Raw genomic sequence first — 20816 nt, 5'->3', positions numbered from 1 at the left:
AGTTAACCAGTTAACAAAATTGGAGGTGGCATGAGCCGGGGCGCCGATCGGGTTCGTGAGCTGTGGGCCGCTGCCCGTCCCGACCTCGACACGTCCCCGATGGAGGTGATCGGTCCGCTCAAGCGCGTCACCGCCCTGCTGGAGGAGGCGCTGGACCACCTGTACGCGGACGCCCCGCTCACCGGCGCGGAGCTCGACGTGTGCCTGCGGCTGCGGCACGACCCCAACCCGACGATCGCACGCCGCCTGGCCGACCAGATGCGCCACTCCCGCGCCGCGATCAGCAAGACGCTGCTCCGGCTGGAGCAGCGCGGTCTGGTCACCAGAGAGCCCAGCCCGGCCGATCGCCGCGCCGCGCTGGTACGCCTCACCCCCGTGGGCGAGGCGGCCGTCGACGCGCTCTTCCCCCGGCAACTGGCCAGGGAGGCCGAGCTGCTGGACGGGCTCGGCGCGGATCGCGACCGCGTGATCGAGGCACTCGAGCTGCTGGCCGAGGTCCTGACCAGGCGTACGTGAGCCCTGGTCAGGGGCACGTCAGGGCGCGTCGGCGGCCCGCAGGTCGTGGATCAGGTCGTCGACGAGCCGTTCCTCCATGACCGCCCGCCCCGTGACCGTCATGCGCGCCGCGAGGCCGAAATCCCACGGGCTGGCCGCCGGGCTGCCGCGCAGCGGCTCGGAGTCCCCGCCGCCCAGCGCGCGCTCGTAGGTCGCCACGTCCATGCGCCAGGGCTCGGCTCCGTGGCGGGCGACGGCCTCGGTCGTGGTACGCAGGCCCGTCCAGTCGAAGTCACCGCGCCACCACACCCGCCGGTCGACGCAGGCGGCGAGCAGCCGGTGGCAGGCGATGGAGGGGATGCCCTCGGTGCAGACCAGCGCCGCCCCGGCGACGCCCACGGCGGCCCGCAGCACGGCGGGGTTCTCGCACACGAACACCACGGGCGAGGTGACCAGGACGGGCATCGTGACGAGCTGGTGCAGGGTCACGCGGAACGGCGTGGCGTGACCGGCCGCCGCGGTGAGCCACTCCCCGAGCGGCGAACCCGTCGCTCTGAGCCCCAGCACCAGCACCTGGCTGGCCAGGTCGTCCACGATCACGCCCGCCGACTCCCACAGCGCCCGGCGCTGCGCCGCCGAGGCGGGCGCCGGTTCGCTCGCGCGCGCGGCGAGCGCCCGCAGGACGAGCCGGGCCAGCGGCGTGCCCGACAGCGCCTTGGTGTCGCCGGTGACCTGCTCGGCGAGCACGCTGATCGGCCTGGCGTCGGCCGGGAGCACGTCGAGCACGGCCCGCGCCCGGCTCACCGGCTCCCCGCCCTGGCGAACGGCCCTGGTCAGGGTGCCGTCGGACGACAGGTCGGCCAGCCACTCGGCGAACCACGGCTCGGCCGCGTGGCGGCACTCCGCCAGCAGGGCGAGCAGCGCCGCGCGGGCCTCCGCCTCCCGGGCCCGCTCGTGGGAGCGGACGGAGATCGGGCCCACCAGGGTGTCCAGGGCCTCGCGGAGGTCGTCGCAGATCCCGGCCAGGCGCAGCGCCGACTCGACCGCTTGAGGGCTGACGCCGAGTCTCCCCGTCCCCTGCCGGGCGCGGCGGCCGAGCAGCCGCTCCACGGCTCTGCGTTCCTCGTCGGTCGGCTGGGCGAGCACGACGGGCGCGTAGAGCTCCCGGTCCTGCTCGACGCGGGCCGCGAGCCGCGCGATCAGCCGTCCGAGCCCCGGCGCGCCGAGCGTGCGGCGCAGCCGTGCCGGGTCGGTCACCACCGTCCGTCTTCCTGCCGGGCCTTCGCGCCGGGGCGGCGGCTGGTCGCGGCCCGCTCCACCTGCTCCGCCCTGGTGCCGTTCCACTCCCAGGTGGTCACGTGGACGGCGTCGATGCCGTCGCGGCGTACCAACTGGTGGGTGGCGATCCCGGGCACGGTGGGATAGAAGCCCCACTCCCGTTCGCTGGTCATCGCCACGTCCAGGTCGAACGTCGTCAGCAGGCCCAGGCACTTGGCCCGCGCGTCGTCGTCCACCCCGGCGAACGCCTCGTCGAGCGTCACCAGGCGCGGCGCGTACGGGTGCGCGGAGCGGTAGTGCGACGACGCGGCGGCGAACAGCGGCAGCGAGACGGTGAGCACCCGCTCGCCGCCCGAGGCGGGACCGGTCGCGGGCCGCCAGCGGCCGTCCTGGTAGCGCTCGATCAGGAACGTGTGCCAGCCCCGGTAGTCGAGGGCCCGGCGCAGGTGCTCGGCCCAGGTGCCGTGCTCGTTGTCACGCCGTACGGCCTCGATCTGGGCCTGGAGGAAGTCGGCCACTGCCGTGCGGTCGGCGGGGGACCACAGGTCGGCCCCCTGGCGCAGCAGCCTGGCGCGGGCCTCGGCCAGGCCGTCGGGCGCGTCCTTGGCCGGGACCCAGGACATCCGCAGCCTCATGCCGGTCGAGGTGGGCCGCTCCTCCAGCTCGCGGTTCATCTGGGCGACGTGCTCCTCGGCGTCGGCGATGAGCTGCTGAAGGTGCGCCGCCACGTCGTTGACCAGATGCTCCTCGACGATCTCGCGCTGGCGGGCGGTGAGCGTGCGCTCCCGGTAGTCGATCTCGGCGTCGAGCAGCGTGGTCAGCTCGCTCGGCGGACGTTCCCTGCCCTGGAACTGGATGGTCACCACGAACCAGTCCGACAGCCCGGCCACCGCGTGGTGACCGTGCCGGGTGAGCGCCTCGGCCAGCTCGCTGTAGCGGCGGGTGATCTCGTCCTGCACCCGGTGCCAGGCCTCTTCTGAGTCGTCGACGTCGGACAGGAGCTGCTCGATCCGGCGGGCCAGTCGTACCGCGGGGTCGGGCGCCCAGGAGCCGGTGCGCTCCACCTCGCACGCCACGTCGAGCAGCCCCGTCTCGGTGAAGCGGCGCAGCGACCCGATGGCGGCCTCGCGCCGCTCGACCGTCGCCACCAGTTCGGTCCTGAGCTGCTCCTGCTTGCCCTCGGCTCGCGCGCGCTGCTCCACCGCCCGCCTGTGGGCCTGCTCCAGGCTCTTCAGCTCCGCGGACAACGCGGCGATCCGAGACTTGGTGCCGGCGAGGCGGGCCTTGAGCTGCTCCACCGAGGCTCCGATGGCGGCCCGCAGGGTCGCCAGCCGCGCCTGCTCCTCGGCCGCCCGCCGCCTGGCCGCCCGCTCGCGCTCGTGCGCGCGGCGCACGTCCTCCTCGGCCGTCTTCACCTCGGCCGCCCAGGTGTCCACCTCTGCCTGCCTGCCCGCGTGCACCCGCGCGGCGGCGAGCAACTCGGTGACCACCTGCCGGTACGCCAGCAGCGCCCCCTCGACCTCGGCCAGCTCGTCCGCCGTGGCAGGCAGGGACGTGTCCGCCGCCGCCCGGTCGCGCTCCGCCACCGCCGTGTCCAGGTCGCGCTCGGCCCACCGCACCTCCTCTGCCTGCTCATCGACCGCCCGGACGGCGTCCTGGTGGCGTTCTGCGGACGTGGCGGCCGACGCGTGCGCGTCGCGGAGCCCGGCGTCGTCGGGGTGCCCGGCCGACTCGCCCGCCAGCGCCCGCTCGCGGGCGGCCAGCCGGTCGACGGCGTCCTGGGCATCGCCTGCCGCCTGCTCCGCAGCCTCGACGAGGTCGGCCAGCTCGGCGAGCCGCCGCTGCCTGGCCCGCTCGCGGGCGATCGCGCCCAGGTACTCGGCGCTCGGCTTGCCCCACGCGCCGTGCAGGGGGCCGAGCCGCCACCTGCCGTCCGCGCACACGTAGGAGCCCGCCTGCTCCTCCAGGCCGATGCCGTCCAGTACGGCCCGCGCGCTCGCGTCCGCCGTCACCAGGGCCTCGCTCAGCGGCCGGACGGCCCGCTCACCCGGCAGGGCGACCACGTCGTGGGTTCCCGGGGCGAGCAGCCGCCCGTCGGGGGTGACCCAGGCGTCCAGCAGGCCGGAGGCTTCCAGCGCCGCCTCCAGCCCTGCCCGGGACCGCTCGTCGAGGCCGTCGCGGAAGTCCGCCAGCGCCCACAGGGGCGCGCCCGGCCGCCCCTCGCGTACGCCTCCCGCCCTCGTGTACGGCTCGCGCGGCCGGGCCTGCTCACCCGCCGCCAGCCGATCCCGTTCCTCCCGCAGGGCGGCCAGGACGGCCACGGCCTGCTCCCGCTCGGCCGCCGCCGCGGCCTGCGCGTGCGCCAGCTCCTGTCCGGCCCGCCGGACGGCCTCGTGCAGGGCCCGTTCGCCCGGATGCGGCCCCGACAGGGTCTCGGCCCAGGCGGCCAGTGCGTACTCCTCCGGGTCCGGCAGGGTCAGCTCGCGCAGGCCGAGCGCGTACCCGCGCCAGGCGGTGACGTGGTCCGACATCGCGGCGGCGAGTTCCCCGCGCACGTCGGCCAGCCGGTCGGCGGCTCTGTCGCGCTCGGACTCCCGCTTGGCGAGCGCGCTCCTCGCCAGGCCGAGATCGCGCTCGCGCGCGACGGCCTCCCGCGCCAGTCGGGTGACGTGCGCGACGGCCGCCGCGCGCGAGTCGACGGCCGCCCGGATCCCGTCACCCCCAGGCTCCTCGCCCAGGGAGGCCAGCAGCGTCGCATGGGGCACGGCGAGCCCGGTGCGCTCGGCGAGCGGGGCGGCGCGGTCCTGGTGCGCGGCCACCTCCCGGTGGCTGACCGCCGCGGCGGCGACGGCCTCCCCGTGCCTGGCCCTCCTGGCGGCGGCCGTGGCCTGGGCGCGTCCGGACGCGGCCTCCTCGGCCGACAGCGCCCGGTCGGCCTCGTCGGCGTAGCGTTCCGCGGTGTCCAGGTCCTTGATGCGCGAGTCTCCGGCCAGCTCCTCGCGGATGGCCTGCTGCTCGGCCAGTTCGGTCTGCGCGCTCTCGGTCCGCTCCTCTGCCTCTGCCTCGGCGCGTGTGGACTGCTCGATCTGCTCGGCCACCGCGCCCAGGTCGCGGTTGACCTGCTCGTAGGAGGAGTGCGCGGAGCGCAGCTCGGCGCTCTGCCGGCGGGCCGCCACCGCGGCGTAGCGCTGGTAGCGGGTCAGGAAGCGGCGTACGTGCTCGTGGGTGTCACGCAGCCCGCTCAGCTCCTCCCGCTGCTGCTCCAGGTCGTGGAAGGCGCCCGCGACGTCGGAGATGAGGGCCTGGTCGACCGGGGCGAGCGCCTGCGACAGGGCGGCCGACAGCTTCTTCTCGTCCGGGCGCTTGGACAGTTGCGGCTGGCGTAGCTGGATGAGGAGGTTGACCAGCGCCTCGTAGCGTTCGAGGCCCAGGTGGAAGAGGTGCTCGTCGAGCAGCCTGCGGTAACCCTCGGCCGTCTGGGTCACCTGCCCCGACACGCCGACGGCCTCGGTGAGCCGGTCGCGGGTGAGCGCCGTCCCGTTCTCGCCGATGAGGAAGAGGTCCCGGCCGACGCGCTGGGAGGTCAGGAAGAACCAGCGGTCGGCGATGCCCCTGCCCTTGACGGCCTTCATCCCGCAGCCCACGGTCACGTACGCGCGCTCGCCGTCCTCGGTGACGCGGCCGAACTCCAGCCAGGAGTAGCCGAGCCGCTCCTCGTAGCGGTCTCCCAGCAGCAGGTTCCACTCCATGCGCTTGCCGGGGTCGCCGTCGGGCTCGACCCGGCTGGGCGACAGCTCGCCGTCGAGCAGGAACGGCAGCGTCAGCGCCAGCACCTTCGACTTGCCCGTGCCGTTGTTGCCGCGGAACAGGATCCGTCCGTCGCGGAACCAGAACTCCTGGTCGTCGTAGTAGAACAGGTCCACCAGCCCGGTACGCATCGGCTGCCAGCGGGTGGTGGCGGCGGTCGGCAGGCTCATACGTCGTCCTTTCCGCTTCCCGGCCTGTTTCCTGACCTGTTTCCCGAGATGACCGGTTCGGCGAAGCCGAAGCGGGCCAGCGCGGGCAGGGGAGTGATCCTCCTGTCGCGCACGCGGATCAGCCCGAGGGCCTCCAGGCGGTGCAGGGCGCCCGTGGTCAGCTCGGGCACGGAGACGTTCTTGCGCCACAGGCCACGATGCCGCTGGGCCAGCCCTTCCATGTGCGCGCGCAGGTCGTCGGGCTCCACCGGCTGGTCCGGATACGTACGCAGCCGCTCGGCCAGGTGCTCGGCGAGCAGCAGCGTGGCGTGACCGTCGGTGCCCTCTTCCGGCAGGCCGAGATCCGTGGCCTCGCCGGTGGGGTCGAGTAGGGCGATGCCCTCGGCCCTGACCTCGGCCACGAAGCCCGTGGCCTCGGTGATCCGCTTGAGCATCGGGCCGCGCTGCCGTTCGAGGTAGGCGCGTTCCGGCCCGGTCAGCTCCCAGAAGTAGAGCACGGGGTCGTCCAGCAGCCGCCGGGTCAGTGAGTGGCGGATCATGCGGTTGTGGCCGTCCTCGGTGTCGGGGACCAGCTCCTCGCCGACGGTGGCGAGCCGCTCGTCGAGCGCGGTGGCGGCCACCGTGGAAGGACCGCGCCGGGTGGCGAGGAGCACGGCGAGCACGCGGCGGTGCACGTCGTAGAGCGCGTCGCCCGACCCGCTGACGTACGCCGACTCGTCGCCCGCCACCTTGGCCAGGACGCCCGTGCCGATCAGCAGCCCGGCCACCGCGGCCAGGTCGGCGCGCTCCTCCCTGCTGCCCAGCGTGAACACCATCCCGGCCGCGGCCAGCTCGGGATCCGCCGCGAACGCCAGCAGCCGCTCGGCCAGCCAGCCCAGCGTCACCTGGCTCTCGGCCCGCTCCAGCGCGGCCAGCGCCAGACAGGTCAGGACGTACCGGCGGCGGCTGAAGGGCACCTTCCCCTTCGCCTGCGCGGCCCGGGTGCCGTCGCCGTGGCGGGCGGGCACCTTCCGCAGCCGCGCCACCGCGGTGTCGGCGTGCAGGGTCCAGCCGGCCTCCCTGGCGAACCAGTCGGTCAACCAGCCCTGGTGCTTGCGGACCAGCCGGTAGTCCGCGTCGCCGGGGACGAGCAGCGGGCGGCGCAGCAGGGCGCGCAGGGCCCGGCGGCGCTCGTCCTCCCGCTGGGCGTCCTGGAAGTCGCGCAGCTCAGCCGCCATACCCGGACGCCTCCCTGGGCCTCGTCACATCGGTGATCACGACCTCGTGGTCGGGGCCGCGCAGCACGCCCGTCTCGGTGCGGATCTCGGCGTAGCCGTCCACCGGCCGCAGGCGGATCTCCATGCCGCCGTCGGAGGTCCTGACCGTCACCTCGCCGGGGCCCATGGCCAGCGCCTCACCGAGCAGCCTGAGCAGTAAGTGGAACTCGGCCGGGTCGAGTTCGCCCAGCTCGCTGAGCAGCACGGGGCGGCCGGTGGCCAGCCGCTTGCGCGCCAGCTCGGCCTGCTCGCGCTCGGCGGCCACGAACGCCGCCAGCCGCTCCCGCTGCGGGCCCCGGTCGACGACCTTGCTGGGGGCGCCGCGCCTGGCGTAGCGGCCGGTGGCTCGCAGCCGTACCGAGATCTCCGCCTGGGGCGCGTCCAGCCAACTGGTGGCGGCCGGCACCTCCTCGGCCGATTCCGTCTCCGCGGTCAGGTGGCGGGCGGAGGTCAGCCCGAAGGCGGCCCGCCACAGCCGATGGGCCTCGGCGTCAGTCGGGCACTGGGCGAACCACCGGGCCAGGGCCCTGAAGTCGGCGGAGCGGTCGCTGCGGCCGGCCCGGCGCTCGTGCAGCACGCTGATCGTGGCCAGCAGGTCGGGGATGGCCTGCCGGGCCCGTGTACGCAGCAGGTCCGCCTGGCACGGGCGCGTCCGGTCGCCGACGAACCACGAGCGCAGGCCGGACCAGCGGTCGCGCCACTCGGCCAGCTTCGTCTCCAGCACGTGGCCGGGCTCGTCCGCCTCGCCCGGCGCCACGTCGGCCGCCTCGCGCGCCGCGGCGAGCCTGAGCAGGTCGTCGATCCCGGCCAGGCCGCGGATCTTGTCGGCGATGTCGAACGCCTTGACGACCAGCTCGGAGACGAACCGTTCCAGGTAGGAGATCAGCCGGTCCTTGTAGGCGAGGAACGCCTCCTCCTCGATGTCCTGGAGGTCGATGGTGCGCTGCAGACCGCCCATGAACGCGATGGCGTTGGCCGCCAGGCTGTCGAGCCTGCTCATGATCTCCAGCAGCAGGTTGTGGACGATCGCCGGATCCGGACGTTCGCCCACGCCGGCGAGCGCGTGCAGGCGGACGCGGATGTCCTCCAGGGCCACCGCCTGCAACTCGCCCCTGCGCCCCAGCTCCCGCTCGAAGACCTCCAGCGCGTGCTCGGCCGCCTCGCCGTCCTTGCTGAGCTGGTACAGGTAGCGCGCCCGGTAGAAGTCCTCGACCGTGGTGACCCGCCCGGTGTCGGGGTCGGCCCGCAGGTTTCCCCATTCGCGCAGGCTGCTCAGGGCGTTGTCGACCTGCTCCTGGGCGACGGGCTCGGCGCCGTCGGCACGGAGGGACTCGGCGACGTCCTCCGGCCGGAGGTGCACGACGAACCGCCGCTTGTTGGCCATGAAGACGTCCATGATCCGGCGGTACAGCGGCGCGGTCGGCGTGCTGAGGTGAGCGAAGACCTGTGTACGCGTATGAGACATGACAAGTGGTCAGTATGCCGTCACACGGGCCCCGCCCGGGTGCGGTTGGCCCCGGTGATCCGGGCCGCGGCCGCACGGGCGGCCGCGGCGGGGAGACCGCCGCGGCCGCGCGGGTTCAGAGGTTCAGACCCACCAACAGCGGGTCGTGGTCGGAGGAGCGGAAGGGGTCGGGCGCGTACAGGTAGGGCGGGTTGAACTCGGTGTTGTAGTCCATGAACCGGCCCTCGTCGGCGTTGACGTGCCAGATGGTGGCGTCGGTCACCAGCTTGCGCGCGCCCCTGTCGGCCAGCACGTGGTCCAGCTCGCCGGACAGGCCGTCGAAGACGTAGCTGTAGCGCTCGTCCTTCTTGATGTGCTTCTTGCTCAGGCTGGTCAGCCCGGCCTCCTCGAAGGCGTGGATCGGGTCCTCCTCGCCGTAGGCGTTGATGTCGCCGAGAACGAGGGCGTTGGGCAGCTTCAGCTCGTCGATCAGCGCCAGTACGGCCTCGGCCTGCTTGACGCGCTTGGCGTTGTAGCAGCTCTGCCCGTCGCCCTGGTCGGCGTCGTCACCGGTGGCGGGCCCGTCGACGTCGGTGCAGCCCTTCGACTTGAAGTGGTTCACCAGCACGGTGAAGGTCTTGCCCTTGCCGTCGGCCTTGCCGAAGGTCTGCACCAGCGGCGGCCGGTTGAAGATCGGGTCGGACGACGACCGCGCCTGGCCGATCGGGGTGACCTTGGCCGGCTGGTAGATCAGCGCGGTCTGGATGAGGTCGGTGCCCGGGTTGGGGTGCGTGATCGCCTTGTACGTGCCCGCGCCGGCCTTGGCGTTGAGCGCGTCGACCAGGGCGTTCAGCGCCACGTCGTTGTTGCGCTCGACCTCCATCAGCCCGGCCACGGCGGGGTTGAGCGTCGTGATGTTGGCGACCAGCTTGGCGAGCTGGCGGTCCCGCTCGGCGGCGTTGGTGGCCCCACGGGAGCCGAGCGTGGTGAACCAGTTGAGCGTGTTGAGGCTGGCCACCTGGACGTCGCCGCCGACCCGCTCGGGACGGGCGGGGCGGGGGTTCTCGGCCCGGAAGTCCACCGGCTCGGTCGGCTGGACGCGGTAGACGCTGAAGCCGTACGTGAGGACGCCGGTCAGGTCCCGCACCTCGTCGCCGATCCGGACGGTGTCGGAGCCCTTGGTGTGGTACGGCAGCGTGGGCGGGTTCTGCGCGTTCGAGCCGTCGTCGAGCAGGATCTTGCGGCGGGCGTCCTTGTCGGTGTCCACGCCGTCGCGGTCGGTCGGCTGCCACAGGCGGCTGTCCGCGGAGAGGGTGATCTCGCCGTAGCGGCCCAGGTTGTAGACCTCGGAGACGGCGAGGTCGGTGTCGAAGGTCACGAGCATGCTCTCGTGGCGCTCGAAGGTGACGCCCTTCTTGAGCGGCAGGTCGACCTCGACCGGCTTGACCTTGCCGGTGCCGCAGACGTTCACGGCGGTGGCCGGGGAGATCTCGGTGAGGCCGTTGTACTCGATCACCTTGCCGGAGACGAGCACCCGGTCACCGGCCTTGACCGGCGACGAGCTGAACACGAACAGACCCTCGGAGGTCGCCGGGTCGGCGTCCGGCCGCAGGGACTGCAGGGCGAAGCCGCCGAGCCCGCCCGCGCCCTGGAAAGAGCCGGTGACGACGCCCTCGACGCGCACGTTCTGGCCGTTGACCGGGCTGGTCTCGCCGCTGCCCTGCACCTGGGAGATCTGGTGCGTGGCCGCGGTGTCGCAGCTCTCGGTCGGCGTCGGGCTCGGGGTGGGCGTCGGGGTCGGCGTGGGGGTCGGGGTGGGCGTCGGCGACGGGTCACCGCCGCCGCAGGGGGCGGCCGTGGTGGCGCTGTTGCGCGGCGCGGGGGCGCCGGTCTCGAAGTCGGCGCCGTTGTCGTCGGTGTCGGCGCAGCCGCCGCTCTTGCGGAACGCGCCGGTGGCGTTGGTGATGGCGGGGGCAGGGGAGCCCTCGGAGAAGTTCGCGGTGCCGTACCCGACCAGGTCGGCGAGCTGCGCGAGCTGGTCGTCGGTGCACGGCGTGGACGAGCCGTTGCAGGCCAGGCCGTCGGCCGAGCGGACCAGCGCCACCTTGCCCGCGGTGCCGCTCATGTTGATGGAGCCGACGCTGTCGGGCTGGGGGAGCGCGCCGCTGGGGGTGGTGCCCGCCGCGAGCTGGACGAGGTGGTACTGGCCGGGCGCGAGGGTGCCGGAGAGGCCGGTCTTGTTGGCGGAGAAGTTCCCCGTGCCGGTGGCGCTCGTGTACTGCACCGACCAGCCGTCCAGGGACACGGGCGCGCTGCTCCGGTTGAACAGCTCGACGTAGTCGTTGGTCAGGGGAGCGCCGGAGTTGCCGCCTCCGCCGTAGACCTGGCTGACGACCACGGTTCCGGGGGCCGCGGCGGCGGAGGGCTCGGCCACGGAGGGTGAGGAGAGGGCGGCGATCGAGCCGACGAGGACGCCGGCCGCGACGAGGATCGCCGGGACCCGGGACTTTACATGCATGCCGGGGAGCGTAAACCGACAAACGCGGAGATCTATATATGAAGAGTGGACAAGTCATGAAATCTCAGGTCATGACCTTTGACCGTGGTCTGAGGTCAACCTGGTCAGTTGCCTCGTGCCCCGCCTTCGCGCCCGGCCTGCACCGGGCCCGAGGGCGGGGATGAGACTCATCCGGTCGCCGGACTCGCCGGACTCGCCGAACCGACCGGACTCCGCTGACTCGGCGGAGTGGCCGGGCTCTGCTGACCCGGCGGACCGACCGGACCTACCGGACGATGGTGAGCGTGGCCTCGCGGGTGACGTCGTTGACCGTCACGGAGAGCGTCACCGTGCCCGTCCTGCGCGCCGTCAGCGTCCCCGTCGCCGGGTCGAAGACCGCGACGTCGCCGCGGTCCGCCGACCTGGCCTCCCCGACGTGCAGGTCGCGGCTGCCCGACCAGGTGACACCGGCCGGATAGGCCGCGGGCACCTGCCGGGAACCCTGCGTGATCGTCGCGCTCACCTGGGCCGACGCGCCGACCTTGAGCTGCGCGGGGGCGGTCACGGTGAGCTCGTCCACGTGCGGCCGCAGCTCGGCGGTCAGCCAGCGCGGCCCGCCCGCGAACGGGAACAGCTTCGCCGCCGTCCGCTCGGCCTTGCCGACCGGGTCGACCGACAGCAGGCTCCAGCCGGTGAAGCCGCCCTGGGCGGGCGTCGTGGACGGCGTCTTGGCCGAGTTGCCGTTGATCAGGTACGGCACGCCGTCCACCCGTCCGGCGTCGAAGGTGCCGACGTGGCCGCCGACGAACGCCGCGCCCTTGCCGGTACGGTGCTGGAAGTCGGCGAGCCACTGCTCGACCAGCGCGGCCTCCTTGCGGTCGGCGAGCTGGCTGAGCTTGGCGGCCGTCGGGTCGCGCGGCGGGTGGTGCTCGATGACGACGAGCGAGCCGACACGGTCGTCCCCTGCCGCCTCGTCCAGCGCGGTGCGCAGGCGTTCGAGCTGGTCGAAGCCGCCGCCCCGGATCGTGCCGAGCGAGGTGTCGAGGGTGACGAACCTGGTGCCCTTGTGGTCGAACGTCCGGTTGGTGGCGCCGAAGTACGTACGGAAGTTGGCGATGCTCGCGCCCATCACCTCGTGGTTGCCGGGCACGTAGTAGTACGGCAGCGCGCCGCCGAGCTCCTCGTCGAGGATGCGCTTGGCGAGCTGGAAGTCCGCCTCCGACGCCTCGTCCACGAGGTCCCCGGCGATCACCAGGAAGTCGGGCCCGGCCGCCTTGATCTCGCGCAGCGTCCGCCGGGCGCCGGCCACCAGGGCCGAGTCCGGATCCCGGGCGACGAACTGGGCGTCGGACATGACGGCGAACCGCCAGTCGCCGCGTCCCTGCTGCCCGGAGACGAGCCGGTCGCGCACCTGGGGCGCGGCGGGCGCCTCGACCGACGGGGCCACCTGGGCGTACAGCTCGTCGATCAGCACGTCGGAGGCGTACTGCCGGTTGGCCTTGATCTCGATCGCGTAGAACCGGTTGACCGTGACGGGCTGCGCCAGCCCCGCGGGCACCGGGAACTCGATCTCCCGCCAGCCGTTCCACGTGATGTACGGCCCGTAGACCGACGTCGCCTTGCCGGTGGCGTCGATGACCTGGATCGCGGTCCATTCGCCCTGGCCGCGCCCGTAGACCGACAGCCCGAACGCGCGGGTCTGACCGGGCTGGCCGAGCCGCTGCGGCGAGGTGGCGTAGGCGGTCCGCGTGGCGGTGGACTGGGTGAAGTCGTAGGCCAGCTTGAGCCCGCCGCCGCTGACGCCCTCGGCGACCGGGGTCACGGTGGCGGTGCCCCGGGCCGAGCCCGCCGTCCACTGGGCGGCGTTGTCGAAGTTCGCCAGGGTCCGCTTCTCCACCCCCACGCTCACGGCCACGGTCGTGGTCACGTCGCCTACCCGGACGGTCACCAGACCCGCGCCCGAGGGCTTCCTGGCGGTGATCCGGTATCCGCCCGCGTCGTCGGCGGTGAGGTCGAGCAGCGTGGTGTCGTACGTCAGCGTGAGGTCCCGCGGCTCGACCGGGGCCGAGTTGCCGTGCTCGTCGTAGCCCACGATGCCGAGTGAGGCACTGGCCGAGGCGTCGGCGATGTTCACGGACGTCTGCGTGGGCTCCAGCCGGACCGCCCGGCCGAGCACCTCCAGCCTGGTGCTGCCGCGCACCGACCTGGACGACGCGGTCACCGTCGCGGTGCCGGGCAGCTTGGCGCGGAAGACGCCGTCGTCTGCGCTGCCGTGCGTGGCGCTCCACCGCGGCTCGCGGGCCGCGGCGTTCGCGCCGTCCACCGGTCCGTACGTCTCGTCGTGGCCGGTGGCGGCGATGGTCCTGGTGAGGCCGAGGAACACCCGGTCGGGCCGGCCGCCGGGCACCGGTCCCGTCCCGGGGGCGAGCGAGGTCTCGACGGCCGGGCGCACCCACAGGCCGCGCAGCTCGCCGCTGCCCTTCTTGCCGTAGACGGCCAGGCCGTTGGGGACCAGGCGCTCGGTGCCGTCGTTCGGCTCGTTGGCGATCCGTACCTGGGCGGAGCCGGGGGAGCGGGTGGCCATCGTGGCCGAGCCGCCGCCGTCGATCTCCAGCCCGACGTTCGCGCCGAGCCGGACGAGCCGGTCGGCCATCTCCTTCAGGTCGCGCCGCGGCTGTTGGCCGTACGGTTGCCGTCCACGGTCACCAGGAACATCTTCCTGCCGTCGGCGCTGAATCCGACGGCCATGCGGGCGGCGAGGGTGCCGTCGTCCACGGTCTGCGCGGCGCCGTCCTTGACCAGCAGCGCACGCCCGCCGACGGCGGTGACCAGGTCCGCGTCCACGGACGGACGGACCCGGTAGGAGACCTCGACGGCGTCGCCGGGCTTCAGCGCCGCCAGCCGGGCGGCCCCCGCGTCCCGGCCGAGCAGCACGGTCGCCCCCGCCGGGATGTCGCCCTGGCCCGCGCCCGAGGTGACCTGCCGCACCTTGCCGTCCACGATCAGCGCCTCGGTCACCTGTGACACGTTCTGCACGGCGCGGGCCCGGGTGTAGGAGCCCCAGCGCGCGTCGTACGCGCCGATGCCGCCGGCGGGCAGGGCGGCGGCGTTGAGCCGGGCCAGCGGCGTCCGCTCTCCGCCCGGGAGCGTCACCGTGCCCTCGAAGAGCACGTCGAGGACGCGCCCGACGCCGGAGGAGTCGATGGCGACGGCCTTGCCGGAGTTGCCGGATGGCGACTTGACGACGTTCCCGTCCTGGATGCCGACGCCCTCGGGGGCGCCGGAGTTGTTGATGTCGAAGAAGTCGCCGTTCACCGCCGCCACCGCGCCGGCCCGGTCGGCCATCTCACTGATCCTGCCCGTCGCCGCGACCTTGCCGGTGTCGAGGTAGCCGATCCTGCTGCCCTTGGTGAGGTCGATGGTGAGGGCGTCGGAGCGCTGCCAGCCGCGCGGGTCGACGGTGTCGACGGAGTCGAGCACCACGCCGGGGGCCACCGGGCGGTCGGTCCGGTAGGTCTCGATGGGCCCGCCGGTGGCGGCCGCCTGTGCCGCCGTGTCCGCTGTCGCGTCTGCTGCCGTACCTGCTGGGGCGTCGAGCAGCGGAGTCGCCGACGGGAGGTAGGAGGAGGCGAGCCACGCCTGTTCGGCCGTCTCTGCCACCGGGTCGGACGGCTCCGCGTACGCGGGCGCGTGGAGGCCGGTGAGGGCGAGCGCCGCCGCCGCGAGCAGTGCCGCGGCGCGTCTGCGGCGCCTGTGAGACAGGGGGGCCTGCCATAAGTTGATGTTCACATCGGAAGTCAAATCGCTCTAAAGCATCACATTCCACACGTGATCGGTGAACGCCAGGCGACAGATCGCTCCCCGGGTCACCCCGGCGTCGTGGTGCCGGGGTGCCGCTCGGATCCGCCGCCTGGCGCCACAACGCCGGGGCCGTGGGCCGTCAGTGGAGCGGGCGGGCCAGGCGGATGGTGACGATCCGGCTCTGTACGCCGGTGTCCACCAGCCGGCCGTCCGCGCCGAACTCGCCGAGGCCGAAGTCGTTGTCGTTGGCCACGACGAGCGTCCGCCGGTCGCCGAGCAGAGCGATGCCCTCGACCTTGCCGGGCAGCGTGGGCGCCACCTGGGACAGGTCGGCGACCAGGGACTTGGCCGGGAGCTTGACGCCCGACGGGTCGGCCTGCGCCTCCAGCGAGGGCGCGGTGGCCCGGTCGTCGTACCGTCCGCCCAGCAGGTTGGTGGCCTTGGCCAGGTCGATCTGGTAGATCCTGGCGACGTTGTCGGTGCGCTCGTCGACCAGCAGCCTGCGCCCGCCGACGTGCGACAGGCCGGAGATCTTCATCTGGTTCTGGTCGCCGTTCGCCTTGGGGTCGAAGGTGGTGACGTCCTCGAACCGGTAGGCGTACTCGCCCGTCACCTTCTCGGAGCGCAGGTCGAACGTGAGGATGCGGGCGATGCGGGAGGACGTGCCGGTCTTCTTGTCCGGGTTCTCCAGCGGGCTCTGCACCGCGAGGTAGAGGGTGTTGCCGTCGATCGCCAGGCCCTCGAAGCCGCGGTTCTGCTGGCGGGTGGCGAGGATGGCCGGCAGCGACTCCTTGACCGGGTAGTCGGCGCCGGTGAGCCCGAGGCCCTTGGGGACGTACCGGGCCAGCACCCGTCCCTGCTCCGAGACGTGCAGCAGCGACGGGCCGTACTCGTCGATCAGCCAGAAGTCGCCGCGCGAGGTGCGCACGATGTCCTCGGTGTCCACCCCGCTCGGGTTGTACGACAGCGCGGTCCGCGCGTCCCAGGTGTAGGGCCGCTCGTCGTGGCCCGCCTGGTTGCTCATGCCCGTTACCGGCTTGCCGGAGCGTCCGACCAGCGGCACGTACTTCTTGATCTCGACGCCGAACCGGGTGGACACCTGGACGATCGCCGGGGCGAACTCGGGGATCGGGAACGTGCGGCGCTTCTCCGTCCCCACGGTGATCTGCCCGTTGGGCCCACGGTCGGTGACCATCCAGTAGTCGCCGCTCCGCCCGGCCGGGAACAGGCCGCTGCCGACCCCGCCCAGCTTGACCCCGCGATCGTCGTCGATGGACGCCTGTAGGTCGCCCAAGGGGACGGGGGGAATGCTCACATCCTTGACGACCACGGGCCGCGGCGCGGGCGCGGGCTCGGCCGAGGCGGCGTGCGGGACGGCGATCGTCGCGGCGGCGAGCGCAAGACCTGCGAGAACAGGACGGAACATGACATGGCCTTTCAGCACAGCAATCACCAGCGTCCAGACGCTATTGTCGGCAAATGACCGCATGCTGACGTGCCGATGAATCCCGGCAGTCGGTCACCGCCCGCCCCGACGCCGGGACACGCCGGCCGGGAACCGGCAGCGGTCGGCGGGGTCAGCTATCGTGGGCCGCATACATCGGATGTGTGCCCGGATGGTAACCCGCGGCCTCCCGAAGGGCAGGCGCCTGCGTCGAATCACGCACGGGCATCCAGGCGAAACCGACTTCGTCAAGATTTGAATCCCCTCGTGGCACCATTTACGCTCAGAGATCCGATGTCTCCACGACCTCCCGGTGGTGACCGATGCCGTCTCGACGTGCCGCGATGCGTCACGATTCCGCAAGTCTGAGCCGCCGGGCGTTGCTCGGTGGAGCGGTGGCGGCCGCCGCCGTGCCCGCCACTGTGTCAGCCCCCGTGTCAGCCGCTGTGCCCGCACTCGCGGATGAGGCTGCGGCGGACCGGTCGCCGGACGCCTCGTCCGCGTTACTGGATCAGTGGGCCGACGGGCCAGGAACCCATCCCCTGATCCCCGACGTCTCCCGCGCGGGCCACCGCCTCGGCTCGCGCCCGCCACGCGGCGAGATCGTGACCCGGGTGACCGATCACGGCGCCCGCGCGGACGGGACGACAGACTGCGCCCCGGCGTTCAACGCCGCCCTGCGCGCCGTCGGGGAGCGCGGCGGCGGCGTCGTCCTGGTGCCGCGCGGAACGTACCTGCTGGCCTCGCCGGTCTTCGTGCACTGGTCCGGCGTCGTGCTCAGGGGCGCCGGGCGAGAGGCCACCGTGCTGCACTTCAGCCGTACGCTCGACGACGGCTACCGGCAGGCCCGCCAGTCCAACGGCAACAGCCGCTGGTCGTGGACCGGCGGCCAGATCTGGTTCGTGGCCGCCGAGCGGCGGGCCCGCTCGGAGGCGGAGGACTTCGCCGGCACCGAGGGCTGGCTGCTGGGCGACACCCTCGCGGACGTGGCCCCCGCCGCACGCGGCCAGCGAACGCTGCTGGTCTCGGCGACGAGCGGGCTGCGGGCCGGCGACATGGTGGTGCTCGAATGCGACAACCCGCCGGACGCGAGCCTGCTGACGCATCTCGCCGGGGACGTTCCCGGCGCCCTGTCGTACGACTGGCCGCGCCGCGCGCCGCAGCTCGTCACCGGCTCCGGCGGCCAGTACGTCCAGTACGCCACCCTCCAGTGGCCCGTCCGCGTCGAGGCCGTCCTCGGTGACCGGCTGGTCGTCCTGGCCCAGGCACTCAAGCACGACCTGCGCCCCGGCTGGCCGGCCCGGTTGAGGGCGATCGGCCCCACGGTCAGCGACAGCGGCGTCGAGCACCTGACCATCCGCAACGAACCGGTCGCGATGACCGCGCACAACAGGCACCCCGGCTCCAACGGGGTCTGCTTCCAGGCCGTGCACGACTGCTGGGCGAGCGGGGTCCGGGTCGAGAACTGCGACCTCGGCTTCGGGTTCACCTCCGCCAAGTCGGTCACGCTCTCGGACGTCGTGGTCGGCGGCCGGGCCGTACACCACAGCTTCGCCTGCCGGATGCAGTCGCACGACAACCTCGTCGAGGACTTCGTGATCGAGGAGTTCACCGTGCCGGTGCCGTCCGGGGCCATCCACCACGGACTCAACGTGGAGGGCCTGTCGTCGGGCAACGTCTGGCGGCGCGGCCGGATGGCGGAGGGCACGTTCGACACCCACCGGGCGCTGCCCTTCGAGAACGTCAGGACCGACATCACCCTGGTGAACAACGGCCGGGTCGGCGGCTCGGCCGCCTCCGGCCCGCTGTTCGGCGCCAGGATGGCGCACTGGAACGTCCGCAGCACGGGCGACAGCGCGTACGCCGTGGCGGTCGCGGACGTCGCCCCGCGCAGCGTGACCCTGGGCGTGCGGGGCACCGGCGACACGGCCAGCGGGCTGCCCCGGGACTTCGCCGGTGACCTGCAGAACCTCGCCGCCCAGCAGGGCTCGACCCCCCGCGTCACCGACCTGTACGCCGCCCAGCGCGACCACCCGCACTGACCTCACCGAGCCGAGCCGGGAGGGCCGGGGCAGGCCGAGCCGGGAGGGGGCCGGGGTGGGAGGGCCGGTCAGTACAGCCAGCGGTGTGCCCGGACCACCTCGGTCGCGTCGCGGTCGGCGGCCCACGCCGCGTCGGACGCCCGCACCGTCAGGAACGCGCCGGCCAGCTCCTCGCCCAGCGCGTTCCTGATCCGCTCGTTCCCCAGCAGCGCCTCCGTCTGCTCCGCCACCGTCGTGGGCAGGCGGCGGACGCCGAGTTCGGCCCGGCGGCACTCGCTCCACCGCCCGGGGTCCTCCTGGATCGCGGGCGGCGGTGTGAGCCCGTCCTCGATCCCGGCCACGCCCGCCGCGATCACCACGGCCAGCGACAGGTACGGGTTCCCCGACGCGTCCGACGGCTTCAGCTCCACGTTCGCGTGGTCGGGTCCCAGCAGCGGGGTGGAGGGCACCAGGCGCAGGGCCGCCTCCCGGTTCTCGACGCCCCAGAACGCGTACGCGCCCGACCAGAACCCCGGCCGCAGCCGCTGCAGCGAGCACTGGCTCGGGGCGGTGACGGCCACCACCGCCGGCAGGTCGCGCAGCAGCCCGGCCAGGTACGCGGCCCCGTCGGCGGTGAGCCCGTGTGGACCGTTCCCGCCCGACAGCAGGTTCACCCCGGCCCGCGACACCGACGTGTGCAGGTGCCACCCGTTGCCCACCTGACCCAGGGTCACCAGCGGGGCGAAGCTCGCGCGCAGCCCGTGCGCCCGGGCGGCGGCGTGGACGGTCTGGCGGGCCAGCACCTGCTGGTCGGCCGCGGCCAGCGGATCGGCGGGGGCGATGTTGAACTCGAACTGGCCCGGACCGTACTCGCCGTGGAACTGGCCGACCCGGATGCCGTTCTCGCGCAGGTCGCTCAGCAGTTGACCGGCGAACTCGTCGACCGCCAGCAGCTTCGCGGGCCCGTACGAGGGGCCCTCGAAGGCCGGGCGCGGCAGGTCGCCGTCCTCGTGACCACCCGTCGTGAGCTGGAACTCCATCTCGTAGCCGGCCAGGAACCGCAGCCCGAGGTCCGCCGCGCGGGCCACCTGGCGCTCCAGTACGCCCCGCGGGTCGTAGGCCCACGGCGACCCGTCGGCCTCCGTCAGCCGGCCCGGCACCCAGCCGAACCCTGGTTGGCCCGCCAGCCGCACCGGCCGATCGTGGACCGGCACCAGCCGGATGTCACCCGAAGGCGTGCCCAGCGGCGCGTGCTCGAACGTGATCTGGTCGTGCGAGTCGAACACCGCGAACAACGGCGTCACCCCCACTCCCCGGCGGACCGCCGCGTCGAACTGGTCGACCGGCACCGTACGCGAGCGCGGGATGCCGTTGTTGTCGGCCCACACGATGGTGACCCCGACGACGCCTTCCTTCGCCAGGTCACCGGCGTCCCGCCGAACGGCCGTGCTCTCCAGGTCCTGCGCGATCATCCTGTACTCCCCCCAAGGGATCCGTGTTGCCCGGCCGGCGCCGCGCGGCGGGCGCCGTCACGCGAGACCGTCATCCGTGCGGAACGGCGGTGAGACCGTCATCCGCATGGAACGGTACAGGTGACGGGCGTCACAGCTCCGGGAACCGCGGAATTCCTGGCGCCTTCGATCGAGGTGTCTTACCTGGCCAGGCCCTTCGGCTGCCCGGCCCGGCCCTTCTGCGCGGGGTGCGGGCGCGAGCGTTGTGGTGGTATGGGCGGTGTGCTCGCGTACAGTTCACGGGTCATCTCCAGCAGCGCGTCCAGGCAGGGTGGCGGGTCGTCCTTCCACCAGGCCAGCCGGACGTCTATCGGGGGCGCGTCGGTGACGGCGCGGTAGGCGACGCCGGGCCGCGGATTCTGGTTGGCGGTGGCCTCGGCGGTGACCCCGACGGCCTGGCCGGAGGCGATGAGCGTGAGCCACTCGTCGACCCCGTCCGTGAAGCGGGTCGCGGGGCGGGTGCCGGGCGGCCACAGGTCGGGGGTGGTCGTGCCGCTGCGGTGGTCCATCGCGACGGTGTAGCGGGCGAGCTGGGCCAGGCTCACCGAACGGCGCCGGGCGAGGGCGTGGTCGACGTCCATCGCAGCGTAGCGGGTCTCGACGCCGACCGAGGTGACCTCGAAGCGGTCGTCGGAGAGGGGGCGGCGGATCACGGCGACGTCGGCGATGCCCTCGCTGAGACCGGCCGTCGGGCTGTTGGAGTGGACGAACACCAGCGGCATCCCGGGATGGGCCAGGGCCCACGCCTTCTGCAGGCGGCGCGTGTGCTTGCCCAGGGCGGCGTAGGCGTAGCCGAGCCGCAGCTCGGAGTGGGTCTCGTCGGCGATCCGCCGCAGGTGGGCGATCTCGTCGAGGACGCGCCGGGCGTGGGAGAGGACCCGCCCGCCCGCGCTCGTGAGCGCGACGTGGTGGGTGGACCGTTCCAGCATCCGTGCCCCGAGCGAGGTTTCGAGTGCGGCGATGGAACGGGAGACCGCGGCCTGTGAGCAGCCGATCAACGCCGCCGCGTCGGTGAAGGTGCCCGCGTCGACCACCGCGACGAGGGCGCGAAGATGGCGTAGCTGCACGTCCATGCCATAAGCGTATAAAACT

General features: G+C 73.3%; 11 protein-coding genes and 1 pseudogene. 2 read left to right on the top strand and 10 right to left on the bottom strand.

Going from position 1 to position 20816, the window contains the following annotated elements; translation table 11 throughout:
- The first annotated feature begins 30 nt into the window (after nt 1-30).
- Nucleotides 31-516 carry a MarR family winged helix-turn-helix transcriptional regulator gene (locus ABD844_RS00890; protein ID WP_344871865.1) on the top strand — a complete coding sequence of 162 codons (486 nt, stop codon included), beginning with the start codon at nt 31-33 and terminating at the stop codon, nt 514-516.
- An 18-nt stretch (nt 517-534) separates the two neighbouring features.
- Here ABD844_RS00890 and ABD844_RS00885 read toward each other — a convergent pair whose 3' ends face one another.
- From ABD844_RS00885 to ABD844_RS00850, 8 genes and pseudogenes are all read right to left on the bottom strand, one after another.
- Entirely contained in the window at nt 535-1752 is a 1218-nt protein-coding gene (locus ABD844_RS00885) for a TIGR02679 family protein (protein ID WP_344871863.1), read from the bottom strand.
- Entirely contained in the window at nt 1749-5750 is a 4002-nt protein-coding gene (locus ABD844_RS00880) for a TIGR02680 family protein (protein ID WP_344871862.1), read from the bottom strand. Before ABD844_RS00880 ends, ABD844_RS00885 begins: the two co-directional genes overlap by 4 nt.
- The gene (locus tag ABD844_RS00875) at nt 5747-6967 is read right to left on the bottom strand and encodes a TIGR02678 family protein (RefSeq protein WP_344871860.1); all 1221 of its coding nucleotides are present in this window, start codon (nt 6965-6967) and stop codon (nt 5747-5749) included. The genes ABD844_RS00880 and ABD844_RS00875 overlap by 4 nt, the downstream gene beginning before the upstream one ends.
- Nucleotides 6957-8471 carry a TIGR02677 family protein gene (locus ABD844_RS00870; RefSeq protein ID WP_344871858.1) on the bottom strand — a complete coding sequence of 505 codons (1515 nt, stop codon included), beginning with the start codon at nt 8469-8471 and terminating at the stop codon, nt 6957-6959. The genes ABD844_RS00875 and ABD844_RS00870 overlap by 11 nt, the downstream gene beginning before the upstream one ends.
- Nucleotides 8472-8586: 115 nt before the next feature.
- Entirely contained in the window at nt 8587-10968 is a 2382-nt protein-coding gene (locus ABD844_RS00865) for an ExeM/NucH family extracellular endonuclease (protein WP_344871856.1), read from the bottom strand.
- 265 nt (nt 10969-11233) lie between these two features.
- Entirely contained in the window at nt 11234-12301 is a 1068-nt protein-coding gene (locus tag ABD844_RS00860; protein ID WP_344871996.1) for a metallophosphoesterase, read from the bottom strand.
- 1194 nt (nt 12302-13495) lie between these two features.
- Nucleotides 13496-14292 (bottom strand): annotated as a pseudogene (locus ABD844_RS00855) (phosphodiester glycosidase family protein); the annotation flags it as partial.
- Between the two features lie 595 nt (nt 14293-14887).
- Nucleotides 14888-16174, bottom strand: a complete 1287-nt coding sequence (locus ABD844_RS00850; protein WP_344871854.1) for an esterase-like activity of phytase family protein — start codon at nt 16172-16174, stop codon at nt 14888-14890.
- Between the two features lie 452 nt (nt 16175-16626).
- Between ABD844_RS00850 and ABD844_RS00845 the strand changes: the two genes are divergently transcribed.
- The gene (locus ABD844_RS00845; RefSeq protein WP_344871852.1) at nt 16627-18234 is read left to right on the top strand and encodes a glycosyl hydrolase family 28-related protein; all 1608 of its coding nucleotides are present in this window, start codon (nt 16627-16629) and stop codon (nt 18232-18234) included.
- Between the two features lie 68 nt (nt 18235-18302).
- Here ABD844_RS00845 and ABD844_RS00840 read toward each other — a convergent pair whose 3' ends face one another.
- A complete protein-coding gene (locus tag ABD844_RS00840; RefSeq protein ID WP_344871851.1) occupies nt 18303-19685 on the bottom strand; it encodes a type I glutamate--ammonia ligase in 1383 nt (460 codons plus the stop codon).
- Between the two features lie 179 nt (nt 19686-19864).
- Nucleotides 19865-20797 carry a LysR family transcriptional regulator gene (locus ABD844_RS00835; protein WP_344871849.1) on the bottom strand — a complete coding sequence of 311 codons (933 nt, stop codon included), beginning with the start codon at nt 20795-20797 and terminating at the stop codon, nt 19865-19867.
- Between the last annotated feature and the right edge of the window lie 19 nt (nt 20798-20816).

Origin of the sequence: Nonomuraea antimicrobica, assembly GCF_039536965.1 — a bacterium.
GTDB lineage: Bacteria > Actinomycetota > Actinomycetes > Streptosporangiales > Streptosporangiaceae > Nonomuraea > Nonomuraea antimicrobica.
The sequence above is the reverse complement of the archived record's forward strand: the minus strand, read 5'-3'. Positions and strand labels throughout refer to the sequence as shown.

Coding starts and splice junctions, on each gene's coding strand:
- ABD844_RS00850 (WP_344871854.1), bottom strand. CDS start 16,174: ATGTTCCGTCCTGTTCTCGCAGGTCTTGCGCTCGCCGCCGCGACGATC.
- ABD844_RS00875 (WP_344871860.1), bottom strand. CDS start 6,967: ATGGCGGCTGAGCTGCGCGACTTCCAGGACGCCCAGCGGGAGGACGAG.
- ABD844_RS00860 (WP_344871996.1), bottom strand. CDS start 12,301: ATGTCCGACGCCCAGTTCGTCGCCCGGGATCCGGACTCGGCCCTGGTG.
- ABD844_RS00835 (WP_344871849.1), bottom strand. CDS start 20,797: ATGGACGTGCAGCTACGCCATCTTCGCGCCCTCGTCGCGGTGGTCGAC.
- ABD844_RS00890 (WP_344871865.1), top strand. CDS start 31: ATGAGCCGGGGCGCCGATCGGGTTCGTGAGCTGTGGGCCGCTGCCCGT.
- ABD844_RS00870 (WP_344871858.1), bottom strand. CDS start 8,471: ATGTCTCATACGCGTACACAGGTCTTCGCTCACCTCAGCACGCCGACC.
- ABD844_RS00865 (WP_344871856.1), bottom strand. CDS start 10,968: ATGCATGTAAAGTCCCGGGTCCCGGCGATCCTCGTCGCGGCCGGCGTC.
- ABD844_RS00880 (WP_344871862.1), bottom strand. CDS start 5,750: ATGAGCCTGCCGACCGCCGCCACCACCCGCTGGCAGCCGATGCGTACC.
- ABD844_RS00840 (WP_344871851.1), bottom strand. CDS start 19,685: ATGATCGCGCAGGACCTGGAGAGCACGGCCGTTCGGCGGGACGCCGGT.